The sequence below is a fragment of the Nocardioides turkmenicus genome (genome assembly GCF_011045035.1).
GTDB classification, from domain to species: Bacteria; Actinomycetota; Actinomycetes; order Propionibacteriales; family Nocardioidaceae; genus Nocardioides; species Nocardioides turkmenicus.
This window is the reverse complement of sequence record NZ_JAALAA010000003.1, coordinates 273,428-286,431: the sequence shown is the minus strand read 5'-3', so window position 1 is coordinate 286,431 and position 13,004 is coordinate 273,428. Positions and strand designations below refer to the sequence as shown.

Annotated in this window: 16 protein-coding genes; 10 read left to right on the top strand and 6 right to left on the bottom strand. The window is 67.5% G+C overall.

Features of this window, described 5'->3' with window-relative positions; genetic code table 11:
• Window positions 1-104: 104 nt before the first annotated feature.
• From G5C66_RS05210 to rsrA, 6 genes are all read left to right on the top strand, one after another.
• On the top strand, window positions 105-1,013 hold the full coding sequence (locus G5C66_RS05210) for a carbohydrate ABC transporter permease (protein WP_165109889.1): 909 nt from the start codon (window positions 105-107) through the stop codon (window positions 1,011-1,013).
• Window positions 1,010-1,876, top strand: coding sequence for a carbohydrate ABC transporter permease (locus G5C66_RS05205; RefSeq protein WP_241248239.1), 867 nt, complete (start codon window positions 1,010-1,012; stop codon window positions 1,874-1,876). Before G5C66_RS05210 ends, G5C66_RS05205 begins: the two co-directional genes overlap by 4 nt.
• Before the next feature lie 33 nt (window positions 1,877-1,909).
• Window positions 1,910-3,238 (top strand): ABC transporter substrate-binding protein, encoded by a 1,329-nt coding sequence (locus tag G5C66_RS05200; protein WP_165109888.1) that lies wholly within the window; start codon window positions 1,910-1,912, stop codon window positions 3,236-3,238.
• Between the two features lie 70 nt (window positions 3,239-3,308).
• Window positions 3,309-4,817 (top strand): arabinosylfuranosidase ArfA, encoded by a 1,509-nt coding sequence (arfA, locus tag G5C66_RS05195; RefSeq protein WP_165109887.1) that lies wholly within the window; start codon window positions 3,309-3,311, stop codon window positions 4,815-4,817.
• Window positions 4,818-4,940: 123 nt separating this feature from the next.
• The gene (locus G5C66_RS05190) at window positions 4,941-5,585 is read left to right on the top strand and encodes a sigma-70 family RNA polymerase sigma factor (protein WP_165109956.1); all 645 of its coding nucleotides are present in this window, start codon (window positions 4,941-4,943) and stop codon (window positions 5,583-5,585) included.
• On the top strand, window positions 5,582-5,845 hold the full coding sequence (gene rsrA / locus G5C66_RS05185; RefSeq protein WP_165109886.1) for a mycothiol system anti-sigma-R factor: 264 nt from the start codon (window positions 5,582-5,584) through the stop codon (window positions 5,843-5,845). The genes G5C66_RS05190 and rsrA overlap by 4 nt, the downstream gene beginning before the upstream one ends.
• A gap of 84 nt (window positions 5,846-5,929) precedes the next feature.
• Here rsrA and G5C66_RS27050 read toward each other — a convergent pair whose 3' ends face one another.
• Window positions 5,930-6,004: a 50S ribosomal protein bL37 gene (locus G5C66_RS27050; RefSeq protein ID WP_370249596.1), complete on the bottom strand. Its 75-nt coding sequence runs from the start codon at window positions 6,002-6,004 to the stop codon at window positions 5,930-5,932.
• Between the two features lie 92 nt (window positions 6,005-6,096).
• On the bottom strand, window positions 6,097-6,936 hold the full coding sequence (locus G5C66_RS05180; RefSeq protein ID WP_165109885.1) for a DUF2785 domain-containing protein: 840 nt from the start codon (window positions 6,934-6,936) through the stop codon (window positions 6,097-6,099).
• Between the two features lie 83 nt (window positions 6,937-7,019).
• On the opposite strand from G5C66_RS05180, the gene G5C66_RS05175 reads away from it, so the two are divergent.
• Entirely contained in the window at window positions 7,020-8,510 is a 1,491-nt protein-coding gene (locus G5C66_RS05175; RefSeq protein ID WP_165109884.1) for a histidine kinase N-terminal domain-containing protein, read from the top strand.
• A gap of 8 nt (window positions 8,511-8,518) precedes the next feature.
• Here the strand turns inward: G5C66_RS05175 and G5C66_RS05170 are convergent, their stop codons facing one another.
• The gene (locus G5C66_RS05170; RefSeq protein WP_008362075.1) at window positions 8,519-8,773 is read right to left on the bottom strand and encodes a WhiB family transcriptional regulator; all 255 of its coding nucleotides are present in this window, start codon (window positions 8,771-8,773) and stop codon (window positions 8,519-8,521) included.
• 293 nt (window positions 8,774-9,066) lie between these two features.
• Here G5C66_RS05170 and G5C66_RS05165 point away from each other — a divergent pair, with 293 nt between their 5' ends.
• Window positions 9,067-9,444: a hypothetical protein gene (locus G5C66_RS05165; protein ID WP_165109883.1), complete on the top strand. Its 378-nt coding sequence runs from the start codon at window positions 9,067-9,069 to the stop codon at window positions 9,442-9,444.
• Here G5C66_RS05165 and G5C66_RS05160 read toward each other — a convergent pair.
• From G5C66_RS05160 to sodN, 3 genes are all read right to left on the bottom strand, one after another.
• A complete protein-coding gene (locus G5C66_RS05160) occupies window positions 9,441-10,190 on the bottom strand; it encodes a SigB/SigF/SigG family RNA polymerase sigma factor (protein WP_338144070.1) in 750 nt (249 codons plus the stop codon). The two genes, G5C66_RS05165 and G5C66_RS05160, sit on opposite strands and share 4 nt — an antisense overlap.
• A gap of 49 nt (window positions 10,191-10,239) precedes the next feature.
• Window positions 10,240-10,620 (bottom strand): ATP-binding protein, encoded by a 381-nt coding sequence (locus tag G5C66_RS05155; RefSeq protein ID WP_165109881.1) that lies wholly within the window; start codon window positions 10,618-10,620, stop codon window positions 10,240-10,242.
• Window positions 10,621-10,751: 131 nt separating this feature from the next.
• The gene (gene sodN, locus G5C66_RS05150) at window positions 10,752-11,153 is read right to left on the bottom strand and encodes a superoxide dismutase, Ni (RefSeq protein WP_165109880.1); all 402 of its coding nucleotides are present in this window, start codon (window positions 11,151-11,153) and stop codon (window positions 10,752-10,754) included.
• A 54-nt stretch (window positions 11,154-11,207) separates the two neighbouring features.
• Here sodN and G5C66_RS05145 point away from each other — a divergent pair, with 54 nt between their 5' ends.
• Entirely contained in the window at window positions 11,208-11,600 is a 393-nt protein-coding gene (locus tag G5C66_RS05145) for a S24/S26 family peptidase (protein ID WP_165109879.1), read from the top strand.
• A gap of 163 nt (window positions 11,601-11,763) precedes the next feature.
• Window positions 11,764-12,957 carry an NAD(P)-dependent malic enzyme gene (locus G5C66_RS05140; protein WP_165109878.1) on the top strand — a complete coding sequence of 398 codons (1,194 nt, stop codon included), beginning with the start codon at window positions 11,764-11,766 and terminating at the stop codon, window positions 12,955-12,957.
• The last annotated feature ends 47 nt before the right edge of the window (window positions 12,958-13,004 follow it).

Genomic DNA, 13,004 nt, shown 5'->3' with positions numbered 1-13,004 from the left:
AGCGCTGATTACCACGTAGTAAATCCGCTGGTGAGAGACGTACATCGTCGTAAACCGGTGGTTCCCCCGCCCGTGTGTGATGCCTCAGCGAAGAGGAGTCCTTGATGGTCGTTGTCCGGCGGCTGCTGTACTCGCAGAAGGCGGCGCCCTACCTCTTCATCGCGCCGTTCGTGATCACGCTGCTCGCCTTCTGGCTCCTCCCGCTCGCGCGCACCTTCCTGCTGAGCACCCAGGAGGTGGTGTTCGGGCAGGCCGCCTTCATCGGGCTGGACAACTACCAGCGGCTCTGGGAGGACCGCCTCTTCTGGAAAGCGATGTTCAACAGCGCCCGCTACATGGTGCTGACCATCGCGCTCCTGATCCCGATCCCGCTGGTGCTGGCCGCGCTCATCAACTCCAAGATCGGCAGCGACCGCGTCAAGGCGGTCTTCAAGGCCTCGATGTTCGTGCCGGCGCTGACCTCCGTCGTCGTCGCGGGCATCATCTTCCGGCTGATGTTCGCCGAGACCGGCACGGGGCTGATGAACCAGATCGTCGGGGTCTTCGGCCTCGACCCGGTCCGCTGGCTGCGTATCGACACCGGCGGGCTGATCGCCCTGCTCGCGCTCGCGATGTGGCGCTGGACCGGCGTCAACATCCTCTACTTCCTCGCCGGCATGCAGTCCATCCCGGAGGAGTACTACGAGGCCGCGACCATCGACGGCGCCAGCAGGCTGCAGCAGTTCTTCCACATCACCCTGCCCAACCTGAAGCCGACCATCGTCTACGTCACCACCATCAGCATCTACGGCGGTCTGGCGATGTTCCTGGAGAGCTTCATGCTCTACCGCGGCAACTCCTCGCCCAACGACCAGGGCCTCACCGTGATCGGCTACCTCTACCGGCGCGGGATCGAGCAGAACGACCTCGGTTTCGCCTCCGCGGTCGGGGTCGTGCTCGTCGTGGTCATCATGGCCATCAACCTCACGTTCCTCACGCTCAGCGGGACCTTCAAGAAGGAGAGCGCGCGATGAGCGCCGAGCCAGCCACCCGCACCAGGATCCAGCTGCCGTACTGGCTCCACGGGTCGGTCCAGACCGCGCTGCTGCTGGTGCTGACCCTGGTCGTGCTCGCGCCGCTGCTGATCATGTTCGTGGCGACGTTCCAGGACGGCAACGACGTCATCCGGCGGGGACTCTCCCTCGACGTCGATCGCAGCTCGCTGTCGCTGGACAACTACGTGATGCTCTTCACCGACTCCGGGCCGTACTTCCGGTGGTTCGCCAACTCGATCCTGCTCACCGTCGTGCAGGTGGCGGGGACGCTGCTGGTCAGCTCGTTCGTGGCGTACGGCTTCGCGGTCTACGAGTTCAAGGGCAAGACCGCGCTGTTCATCGCCGTCCTGCTGCTCATGGCGGTGCCGTTCGAGATCATGATGCTCCCGCTGTACGTGCTGGTGAACGACGTCGGCCTGGACGATTCCTACTCGGTGATCGTGCTGCCGTTCCTGGCTGCAGCGGTGACCATCTTCTACTTCCGGCAGTACTTCCTCGGCATCCCGAAGGACCTGCTCGAGGCAGGCCGGATGGACGGTGCCACGGAGTTCGGCATCTTCTTCAAGATCGTGGTGCCGGTGGCGAAACCGGCGTTCGCGGCGATGGCCATCCTCAACGGGATGATCATCTGGAACAACTTCCTCTGGCCGCTGCTGGTGCTGCGATCGGAGTCGAAGTTCACCCTCCCGATCGGGCTCAACACCCTGCTCACCCCGCATGAGAACAACTACGAGCTGCTCATCATCGGGTCCATGTTCTCGCTCCTTCCCGTCCTGGTGCTCTTCCTGCTGTTCCAGCGGTTCTTCGTCGCTGGCATGACGGCCGGGGCGCTCAAGGGGTGACCCCTTGCACAAACCTCACAGATGGAGAGAGCCATGACAACAAGGCGGAGAATCACCTCCTTACTCGCCGCGGGACTCGCCGCGACGCTCATGCTGAGCGCCTGCGGCGGCTCCGAGGAGGAAGGCGGGCCTGACGCACAGGGCCGCACCAGCATCGACATGTGGGTGTTCGCCGAGCTGCACGGCACCTACTACGAGGCGATGGCCGAGGCGTGGAACGAGAAGAACCCCGACAAGGAGATCAAGCTCGACGTCACGGTCTTCCCCTACGACGAGATGCACAACAAGCTCCAGCTGGCGGTGAACTCCGGCAAGGGGCTCCCCGACGTCGTGGACATCGAGGTGAACAAGTTCTCCAACTTCGTCACCGAGGACGGACGTACGCCGCTGGCTGACCTGTCCGAGGCCGCCGAGCCCTACCAGGAGGACATCGTGCAGGCCCGGATGGACCTGTACGCCCGGGAGGGCAAGCAGCTCGGCTTCCCGACCCACGTCGGGGCTCAGGTGGCCTTCTACAACGTCCCGCTGCTGGAGAAGGCAGGGGTCGACTACACGACCATCGAGACCTGGGACGACTTCAAGGCCGCCGGAGCCAAGTACAACAAGGCGACCGGCAAGGCGTTCGGCGTCGCCAGCACCGACACCAACATCGTGCAGCCGCTGGTCATGGCGCAGCTCGGCGGAAACCTGTTCGACGAGGACGGCAACGTCACCGTGAACAGCCCGGAGGTCGTCGAGGCGATCGAGCTGCTGCAGGACATGCAGAAGGCCGGAGCGCTCTCGACGATCCCGGGTGGCAGCCCGGACATCGAGGAGGCCTACGGCCCCATCAACAACGGCGACTACGCGGCCATCGTCTACCCGGCCTGGTACACCTCCAGGTTCGTCGACTACATGCCCGACCTAGCTGGCGACATCGCGATCGCACCGGCGCCGGTGATCGAGGGCGGTGAGGTCGCCACGGTCGGTGGCGGCGGCACCGGCACCGCGGTGATCGACAGCTCCCCGGACAAGGAGTTCGCCATGGAGTGGCTCGCCTTTGCGAAGCTGTCGCCGGAGGCCAACGTCGCCGTCTGGGAGGAGCTCGGCTTCGACCCGGTGAACATGTCGGTGTGGGAGGACAAGGAGGTCACCCACAACCCGGAGAACAAGTTCAACAAGTACTTCCGGACCAACCTCTTCGACGTGCTCAACGAGGTCAAGGGCGACATCGGCCACTTCGAGTCCTTCGAGAACCCGAACCTGCCCAAGGTCGACGAGGTGTTCACGACCAGCACGTACAACCAGATCTTCGGGGACGGCGTCCCGGCCAAGCAGGCGCTGGACCAGGCGCAGGCCGATCTGGAGAACCAGCTCAAGTAGATGGCGACGGACCCCGGGCGCCAGCGTTCGCCGGCGCCCGGGATGCCGCTGCCCGGACCAGGAGGAACCCATGGAGAACGGCAAGCTCACGATCGATCCGGCGTTCACCGTCGCCCCCGTCAACAGGAGGCTCTTCGGATCGTTCGTCGAGCACATGGGGCGCTGTGTCTACGGCGGCATCTTCGAGCCGGGGCACCCGACGGCGGACGAGGACGGCCTGCGGGGTGACGTACTCGATCTCGTCCGTGAGCTCGGGGTGACCGCCGTTCGCTACCCCGGCGGCAACTTCGTCTCCGGCTACAAGTGGGAGGATGGGGTGGGGCCGCGCGACCAGCGGCCGACCCGCCTGGACCCGGCGTGGCGGAGCATCGAGACCAACGCGTTCGGTCTGAACGAGTTCATGACCTGGGCGAGGAAGGCCGATATCGAGCCCATCATGGCGGTGAACCTCGGCACGCGCGGCCTGGCGGAGGCGCTCGAGCTGCTGGAGTACGCGAACCACCCCGGCGGAACCGAGCTGTCCGACCGACGCATCGCGCACGGGGCCGTGGACCCGCACGGCATCCGGATGTGGTGCCTCGGCAACGAGATGGACGGTCCCTGGCAGCTGGGCCACAAGACCGCCGAGGAGTACGGCCGGCTGGCCCAGGAGGTGGCAAGGGGCATGCGTCAGTTCGACGCCGACCTCGAGCTGGTCGCCTGCGGCAGCTCGGGCCGATCGATGCCGACCTTCGGTGCCTGGGAGGCGACGGTGCTCGAGCACACCTACGACGAGGTCGACTTCGTCTCGGCGCACGCCTACTACGAGCTCGAGGGCGACGATGTCGCGAGCTTCCTCGCCTCGGCCGTCGACATGGATCTCTTCATCCGGGACGTCGTCGCGACCGCCGACCACGTCGGGGCGAAGCTCTCCTCGCCGAAGCGGATCAACATCTCCTTCGACGAGTGGAACGTCTGGTACCTGAAGAAGTTCCAGCAGGAGGGTACGCCGGAGGAGTGGACGGTCTCCCCGCGGCTCAGCGAGGACGCCTACACCGTGCTCGACGCCGTCGTGGTCGGCTCGCTGCTGATCACGCTGCTCAAGCACAGCGACCGGGTGACCGCCGCCTGTCAGGCCCAGCTGGTCAACACCATCGGCTCGATCAGGTGCGAGCCCGGCGGGCCGGCGTGGCGACAGTCGATCTTCCACCCGTTCGCGCTGACCGCCCGGTTCGCGCAGGGGGAGGTGCTCGAGCCACGGGTGGTCGGTCCGACGATGGCCACCACCAAGCACGGTGAGGTCTCGGTCCTCGACTCCGTGGCGACCCATGACCCGGAGACCGGCCGCGTGGCGGTCTTCGTCGTCAACCGGCACCCGTCGGAGCCCGTGGCGTTCTCGACCGATCTGCACTACTTCGGCGACGTGGACCTGGTCGAGGCGACGCTCCTGGGCGACGAGGACCTGTTCGCGGTGAACAGCATGGAGGATCCCGACCGGGTGGTGCCGAGGGCGTACGACTCGGCGAAGGTCGTGGGCAGCGCGCTCGAGGCCGAGCTGCCTCCGGCCTCGTGGAGCATGTTCGTCCTGCAGACGTCGTGAGGTAGCCGGCGGCCGCGGCACTCCCCGGGCGCGGGGAATGTTTCGTGGCCGCCGTGGCGTTCACGCAGCATGACCATCCTGCTCGAACGCCCCACGGAGAACGTGTCGCCGATGGGCGCCCCGATGCTCACGCGCGTACCCTGGGACGTGATGAGCGACGACAACATTGAGGTCGACCTGGCCACCGAGACGCCCGAGGAGCGCGCGCTGCGCTTCGAGCGGGACGCGCTGCCCTTCCTCGACCAGCTCTACTCGGCGGCGATGCGGATGACCCGCAACCCGTCCGACGCTGAGGACCTGGTGCAGGAGACGTTCGCCAAGGCGTACTCCTCGTTCCACCAGTTCAAGCCCGGCACCAACCTGAAGGCCTGGCTCTACCGCATCCTCACCAACACCTTCATCAACACCTACCGCAAGAAACAGCGCCAGCCGCAGCAGTCGATGTCCGAGGACGTCGAGGACTGGCAGCTCGCTCGGGCCGAGTCTCACACCTCGACCGGTCTGAAGTCGGCGGAGATGGAGGCCCTCGAGCACCTGCCCGACTCCCAGGTCAAGGACGCCCTGCAGCGCCTTCCGGAGGAGTTCCGGCTCGCCGTCTACCTCGCCGATGTCGAGGGATTCGCTTACAAGGAGATCGCCGAGATCATGGAAACCCCGATCGGCACCGTGATGTCGCGGCTTCACCGCGGCCGGCGCCAGCTGCGCGATCTTCTCTCCGACTACGTACGCAGCAACGATCTCACCGGCGCTCGTGGAGGTGCGTCATGAGTGCCCACAAACACGACGCCTCACCCAGCGACTGCGCCGACTTCCTCGAGCAGATCGTCTTCCTGATCGACAACGAGCTCGCCGAGGCGGACGCCGACCAGGTCAAGGCCCACCTGCAGAGCTGCAACCCCTGCCTGGAGACCTACGACCAGCAGCGCATCGTCAAGGCGGTCGTCGCGCGTTCGTGCACCGAGGTCGCTCCGGGGGACCTGCGCGCGAAGATCATGGTCCAGATCCAGGAGCTCCGCACGAGGTCCTGAGCCGGCCACAGACGCGACGAGAGCCCCAGCCGAATCGGCTGGGGCTCTCACGTCATTACAGCTCTGACCCTTGATGGGCTGTGTTCAGCTGTTGGGGCGCTTGCCGTGGTTCGCGCCCTTCTTGCGGCGCGCGCGGCGCTTGCGGCCGGTCTTGCCCATGATGATCTCCTCCATTGGGGTACGTCGACCCCGAGGGGCCTCGGCACAGTCTCTCAAACCCAGGGGTGTGAGAGCCAATCTGGGTCGGTCTCCTAGCCCAGGTAGGCGCTGTTGGACTTCTTCAGGGCCGCGACCACGACCAGCAGCAGGTCGCCGCGGATCTGCGGGATGTCGTTGCTGAGCGCGAGCTGGATGTAGAGCGCGCGCAGGAACGCCTCGGCGTTGCCGGTGAGCAGGAACGGGTCGCGGTCGGGAGTCTCCGGGGTCGCGGTGGCGACCGTGACGATCCGGTTGATCCACGGCTCCATGATGTTGAGCGGGACCAGGTTGCGGCGCAGCACGGACATCGTGGCCGCTGCCAGCCGGTCGGGTTCGCCGTGGGTGTAGATGGTGTCGCCGCGGGCCAGCACCCGGTCGGCGACGACGTCGAGGATGACCGTCAGCTCGGGCTTGCCGAGATGCTCGGAGGAGGCCAGGGTGCCGAGGGCGTCGGCGCCGCGGGCGACCGCGTGCGCCCAGCCGCGCTCGGGGACGAAGGCGCGCAGGTCCCGCTCGCGCAGCAGCCAGGTGGCGATCCGGTCGCCCCACTCCAGGACCTTCTCCGCGGGCACCAGCGAACGCGCGTTGTCGCGGGCGATGCACTCGGCCAGGGCCTCGACAGACGAGGCCCGGCGGAAGACGCCGTTGTTGCCGGAGTCGCCGAGACCGACCACCAGGCCGGCGGCCATCCCGTCGCCCAGGCCCGCGAGCAGGTCGTCGTAGACACCGCGTTGGATCCAGGTCGACAGGGCCGGCACGGCCAGCCCGCTGCGTACGTCCGGGTCGGGGTCGCCGAGCATCCGGGTGAGCTCGATCGTGAGGTCACCGAGGGGCCGGTCCGTGGGTACGGCGAGACCGGTCGAGTGAACCTCCCGCCAGTACGCCTCCGACATAGGGAACATCCTGCCAAACCCGGCCACGCGTGGACATCCGACCCGCGCAATGCCCTACCAAGGTCTACATCTACGCTGTGCCCGTGCCCACCCTGAGTGAGCTTGCCCAGAGCCACACCGACCTCGACAGCGAGGATGTCGGCTGGCTTCAGCTGCTCATGGCCGACTGGCAGATCCTGGCCGATCTCTCCTTCGCCGACCTGGTCCTGTGGCTGCCCGACAAGTCGGGCAACGGCTTCTGGGCCGCCGGTCAGATGCGGCCCACGACGGGCCCGACGGCCTACGTCGACGACATCGTCGGCATGTTCGTGCCGAAGGGGCGCCACGCCACCCTCGACGACGCCGTCGACGCCGGCCGGCTGGTGCGCGAGGGAGACCCGGAGTGGCGCGACGACCTCCCGGTGCGGGTCGAGACGATCCCCGTACGCCGCGCCGGCCGCATCATCGCGGTGCTGAGCCGCAACACCAACCTGCTCGGCGTACGCACGCCCTCCAAGCTCGAGCTGACCTATCTGCAGACCGCCTCCGACCTGACCCAGATGATCGCCAACGGCTACTTCCCGGCGGCGGGCCAGCGGAGCGACCACACCGACACCCCGCGGGTGGGGGACGGGTTCGTGCGGGTGGACGCCGACGGGGTCGTCGACTACGCCAGCCCCAACGCTCTCTCGGTCTTCCGCCGGCTCGGCCTCTCCGGCGATCTCGCGGGCCAGTCCCTGGCCGGGATGACCCGCGCCTTGGTGCCGCCGCGCAAGCGTCCCGACGAGGAGACGTTGAGCGCCGTGCTCGGTGGGCGGGCCCACCGCGACACCGAGATCGACACCGGGGTGATGGCGATCATCATGCGCTCGATCCCGCTGCGGCCGCGCGGTGAGGCGATCGGTGCGCTGGTGCTGCTGCGCGACGTCACCGACCTGCGCCGGCGCGATCGCGAGCTCGTCACCAAGGACGCGACCATCCGCGAGATCCACCACCGGGTGAAGAACAACCTACAAACCGTGGCCGCGCTGCTCCGGATGCAGTCGCGTCGGGTCGACTCGGGTGTCGCCCAGGACGCACTGAACGAGGCCGTACGCCGCGTCGGATCGATCGCGCTGGTCCACGAGATCCTCTCCCAGCAGGCCGTCGAGGAGACGGTGGAGTTCGACGAGATCGCCGACCGGCTCGCCTCGATGGTCGGTGAGGTGACCTCGGTCGGTGTCCCGGTGCGCGTGCGTCGGGAGGGCTCGTTCGGGTCGCTGCCCTCGGAGGTGGCCACGCCGATGGCGATGGTCGTCACCGAGCTGCTGCAGAACGCGGTCGAGCACGGTTACCGAGGTCGCGGCCCGGGAGATGCCGAGACGGGCAAGATCGTGATGTCCGTACGACAACAACCCGCCGGGCATCTCCAGGTGACCATCGAGGACGACGGTCATGGACTACCCGACGGGTTCAGTCTCGACACCTCGACGAACCTGGGGCTGTCGATCGTCAAGACTCTCGTCGAAGGCGAGCTCGGTGGCCGACTCTCGTTGGGTCCCCGGCCTGATGGCCACGGGGCGAGAGCGTCGGTCGAGCTGCCGTTGGAGCTCTAGGGGGTTGGTCAGACGGCGGTGCGGACACGGGAGCGGGCGTTGCGGCGCTTCAGCGCACGACGCTCGTCCTCGCTCAGTCCACCCCACACGCCGTGGTCCTGACCGGCCTCAAGAGCCCACTGAAGACACTGCTCCCGGACGTCGCAACGCCGGCAGACCTGCTTGGCTTCCTCGATCTGAAGGATCGCCGGACCGGTGTTTCCAATGGGGAAGAACAGTTCCGGGTCTTCATCGAGACAAGCCGAACGGTGGCGCCAATCCATGGCTGGGTAGACCCTCTTTCTGACGTAGGATGGGCAAGGCCCTGGTGCTCTGAGACCCTGCGAATGGGCACGTGGCGGGGATGTGTGAATGTCTTCACGTGCGTGCTGTCTCTAGCGTTCCAAGAAATGGACGCCGAAACAACCCCTAACCAGTGTCTGGTTCGTCACCGGACCGTAACACTAAGTCTTCCTGGCGCTAGACATTTCGGTAACGCGGTGAGTTACCCGAAAACCCGGTGGTGTATGCTGCCCGCCGATTTTCGGAGTCTTGGGTGTGGTTCTAGGCTGCTGAGGTGACCGCGCAGCAACGCCCCTGGACCCTCCTGCTGACCGTGATCGCCGCAGGCGTCGAGGCCGCGGCGATGCTGGTGTGGGGTGCCCTCGAGTTCGTACGCATCCCCGACGCCGCCTCGCTCACGACCGCGATCGCGGGTGGGCTGTTCTTCCTGCTCTGCGCCGCCGGCATCGGCTGGTGCGTGAACATGTTCTGGCGGCTGGAGTCGTGGTCGCGGGCGCCACTGGTGCTCGTCCAGCTGATCGTGCTCGGCCTGGCGTGGAACCTCCGCGAGGATCTCGCCCTGGCCGGCGGGCTCGCGCTGGTCGCGGTGGTCGCCCTTGCCGGCATCTTCGCGCCGCCGAGCATCGCCGCTCTCGAGGAGCGCGAGGGCTAATCCTCCTCGAGCGCCTTGCGCAGCTGCTTGAGCGAGCGGTTGAGCAGCCGGGAGACCTGCATCTGCGACACGCCGAGCTCGGCAGCGATCTCGGTCTGGGTCTTGTTGCGGAAGAACTTCAGCATCAGCACCTGCTTCTCGTGCGCGGACAGGCCGTCGAGCACCGGCTTGATCGACTCGCGCACCTCGACGTCGTCGAGACGCAGGTCGTGGGCGGTCAGCGAGTCGAGCATCGGCGCGGCCTCGTCGCTCTCGGAGTCGAGGGACAGCGCTGCGTACGCGTTGCTGGACTCCAGGCCCTCGACGACGGTCTCGAGGCTGACGCCGAGGCGGGTGGCGAGGTCGCGGGCTGTGGGGGAGCGGCCGAGCTCCTGGGAGAGCTCCGCGGTGGCGTCGCGCAGGTTCTGCTGCAGGTCGCGAAGGCGGCGGGGGACGCTGACCGCCCACCGGCTGTCGCGGAAGTAGCGCTTGATCTCGCCGAGGATCGTGGGCACTGCGTACGTCGAGAACTCCACGTCGCGCCCGAGGTCGTAGCGGTCCACGGCGTTGAGGAGGCCGACCACGCCGACCTGGACGAGATCCTCGTGCGGCTCGCCGCGGCCGTAGAACTGGGAGGCGCAGTACTCCACCAGCGCCATGTTGAGGTGGACGAGCTCCTCGCGGGCGGCGGTGCGCTCGGCGTCGGTCAGACCTGTTCCGGCGAGGGCCGTGAAGAGCTCGCGGGAGCGGGCGCGGGTGGTGTCCACCTCGCCGCTGCTCCTGGACCTCGACGACCGAATCGTCTCCTGCGCCATGTCAGCGCGCGGCTCCAAGCGGGGTCGCTCCCGCGACCAGCGAGATCCTGAGCTGGTCGCCGTCGGGGGTGGCGGTGACCTCGCGGGCCAGCGTGGTGAGCACCTGCCAGGCGAAGCTCTCCTCGTCGATCTCGGCCTCGGTGTCGCAGGTCGTGGTCACGGTGACCCCGATGGTGTCCTCGCCGAGGTCGAAGACGACGTCCAGGTCGGCGTTCTCGGCGGCACACTCCAGGCAGATCGCCGCCGCCTCGCTGACCGCCATCCGCAGGTCCTCGATGTCCTCGAGGGTGAAGTCGAGCCGCGCGGCGAGCGCGGCGGTCGTCGTACGCAGCACGGAGACGTAAGCACCTTCTGCGGGAAGGCGCAGCTCGACCTGGGGCATCTGGGTTTGTCAGTCCTTCGTGTTGGCTTGCGCCTGATTATGCAACGAGATCTCGTGCGTGGTGCCGGAAACGCACCGCAGCCGCTCCGCGGACGGAGCGGCTGCAGCGTACGGCTGAGTCTCGGGGAGCCTCAGGCCTTCTTGGTCGCCCAGAAGATCTCGGCGATCTCGTCGATCTTGGCGAGGAGCTTGTCGGCGGTCTCGAGGTCGAGGGTGCCCTTGGTGCCGGAGGCGCCGGCGAGCTTGGTGGCCTCGTTGACGAGGGTGTGGAGCTGGGGGTAGGCCTCGAAGTGCGGGGGCTTGAAGTAGTCGGTCCACAGCACCCACAGGTGGTGCTTGACCAGCTCGGAGCGCTGCTCCTTGATGATGATGGCGCGGGTGCGGAAGTCGGGGTCGTCGCTGTCCAGGGCCTTCTGGATGACCGCCTTGACGGACTCGGCCTCGATGCGGGCCTGGGCGGGGTCGTAGACGCCGCAGGGCAGGTCGCAGTGGGCCGAGACCTCGATGGTGGGAGCGAAAAGTCGCGCGAACATGCGGGTCCTCTCAAAGAGTGTTCATGTGTCCTACGGATTGCGACACTACTCCGCATGGAACACACCGGGCGCAAGGCACCCCGCTACTCGGACGACCACGTGGTCCCGTTCGGCACAGCGCTCGTCCGAGGTCCGTCGATGGAGCCGTCGTTGAGGGACGGCGACCGGCTCCTGGTGGCCTACGGGCGTACGCCGGTCGAGGGATCGGTCCTGGTGGCCCGCTTCCCCGACGGGGCGATCGTGGTGAAACGTGCTGCGGATCGGCGTACGACCTATTCCGGGCGCCCCGCGTGGTGGCTGCTCTCGGACAACCCGGATGCCCCCAACGCGATGGACTCCCGTCATCGGGGGCCTGTCGCGGACGCCGACGTCATCGGTGTCGTGGTGGCCCGGCTCTGGCCGCGGCCGCGCCTCCTCCGGCCGTCTCTGGATGAGGGCTCCAGATGAGGGCTTCGTCACCTGTAGGAAACATCAACCACTTCCTCCGGTAGCCTGTGCGAAACTGCCATCCGGGCAACACATCCCTGCAGATGGCGCCTTGCGCGGCTCCACCCCTCGGCTCGCGTTCGATCGCCCGACGTCCGAGTCCGTAGTTTTCTGGAGGCCCCCAATGACCGAGTCCACCCTGTCCACCGAGACCACTGCCTATGACGGCGACCCGGTGTTCGAGCTTCACCGCGGCGGCAAGATGGCGATCGCGGCGACCGCGTCGGTCTCCGACAAGGCGTCGCTGTCGATGGCCTACACCCCCGGTGTCGCGCGGGTCTGCACCGCGATCGCCGAGCAGCCCGAGCTGGCCCACACCTACACCTGGGTGCCCAACACCGTCGCGGTCGTGACCGACGGCACCGCCGTGCTCGGCCTGGGCGACATCGGTCCCGCCGCGGCCATGCCGGTGATGGAGGGCAAGGCGGTGCTGTTCAAGGAGTTCGGCGGCGTCGACTCGATCCCGATCTGCCTGGACACCACCGACGTCGACGAGATCGTCGAGACCGTCATCCGGATGGCGCCCTCCTTCGGTGGGATCAACCTGGAGGACATCTCCGCGCCGCGCTGCTTCGAGATCGAGGACCGCCTCAAGGAGGCGCTCGACATCCCGGTCTTCCACGACGACCAGCACGGCACCGCCGTGGTCACGCTGGCCGCGCTGATGAACGCCCTGAAGCTGACCGGCCGCAACCCCGAGTCGACCCGGGTGGTCATCTCGGGTGCCGGGGCCGCCGGCGTCGCGGTCGCCAAGATCCTGCTCGAGTTCGGCATCAAGGACCTCGTCCTGCTCGACCGCAAGGGCGTCATCTCCTCGACCCGCTCCGACCTGACCGCGTCGAAGAAGGCGATCGCCGAGGTGACCGCCGACGTCACCGGCCGCACCGGCTCGCTGGCCGAGGTGCTCACCGGCGCCGACGTCTACGTCGGCGTCTCCGGCGGCACCGTCCCCGAGGAGCTCGTCGCGACCATGGCCGACCAGGCGATCGTCTTCGCGATGGCCAACCCGAACCCGGAGATCCACCCCGATGTGGCGCACAGGTACGCCGCGATCGTCGCCACGGGTCGTTCGGACTTCCCCAACCAGATCAACAACGTCCTCGCCTTCCCCGGCATCTTCCGGGGCGCGTTCGACGTCCACGCCTCCTCGATCACCGAGGGTATGAAGCTCGCCGCCGCCCAGGCGCTGGCCGCCCTGGTCAGCGACGAGCTGAACGAGGCGAAGATCATCCCCGAGCCCTTCGACCCGCGCGTGGGGCCTGCGGTCGCCGCCGCGGTCGCCGAGGCTGCTCGGCTCGACGGCGTGGCTCGGCGCTAGCCGAGTCGGCTCGTCCTGACACGTACGGACGCCGAGTCGGCCCGTCA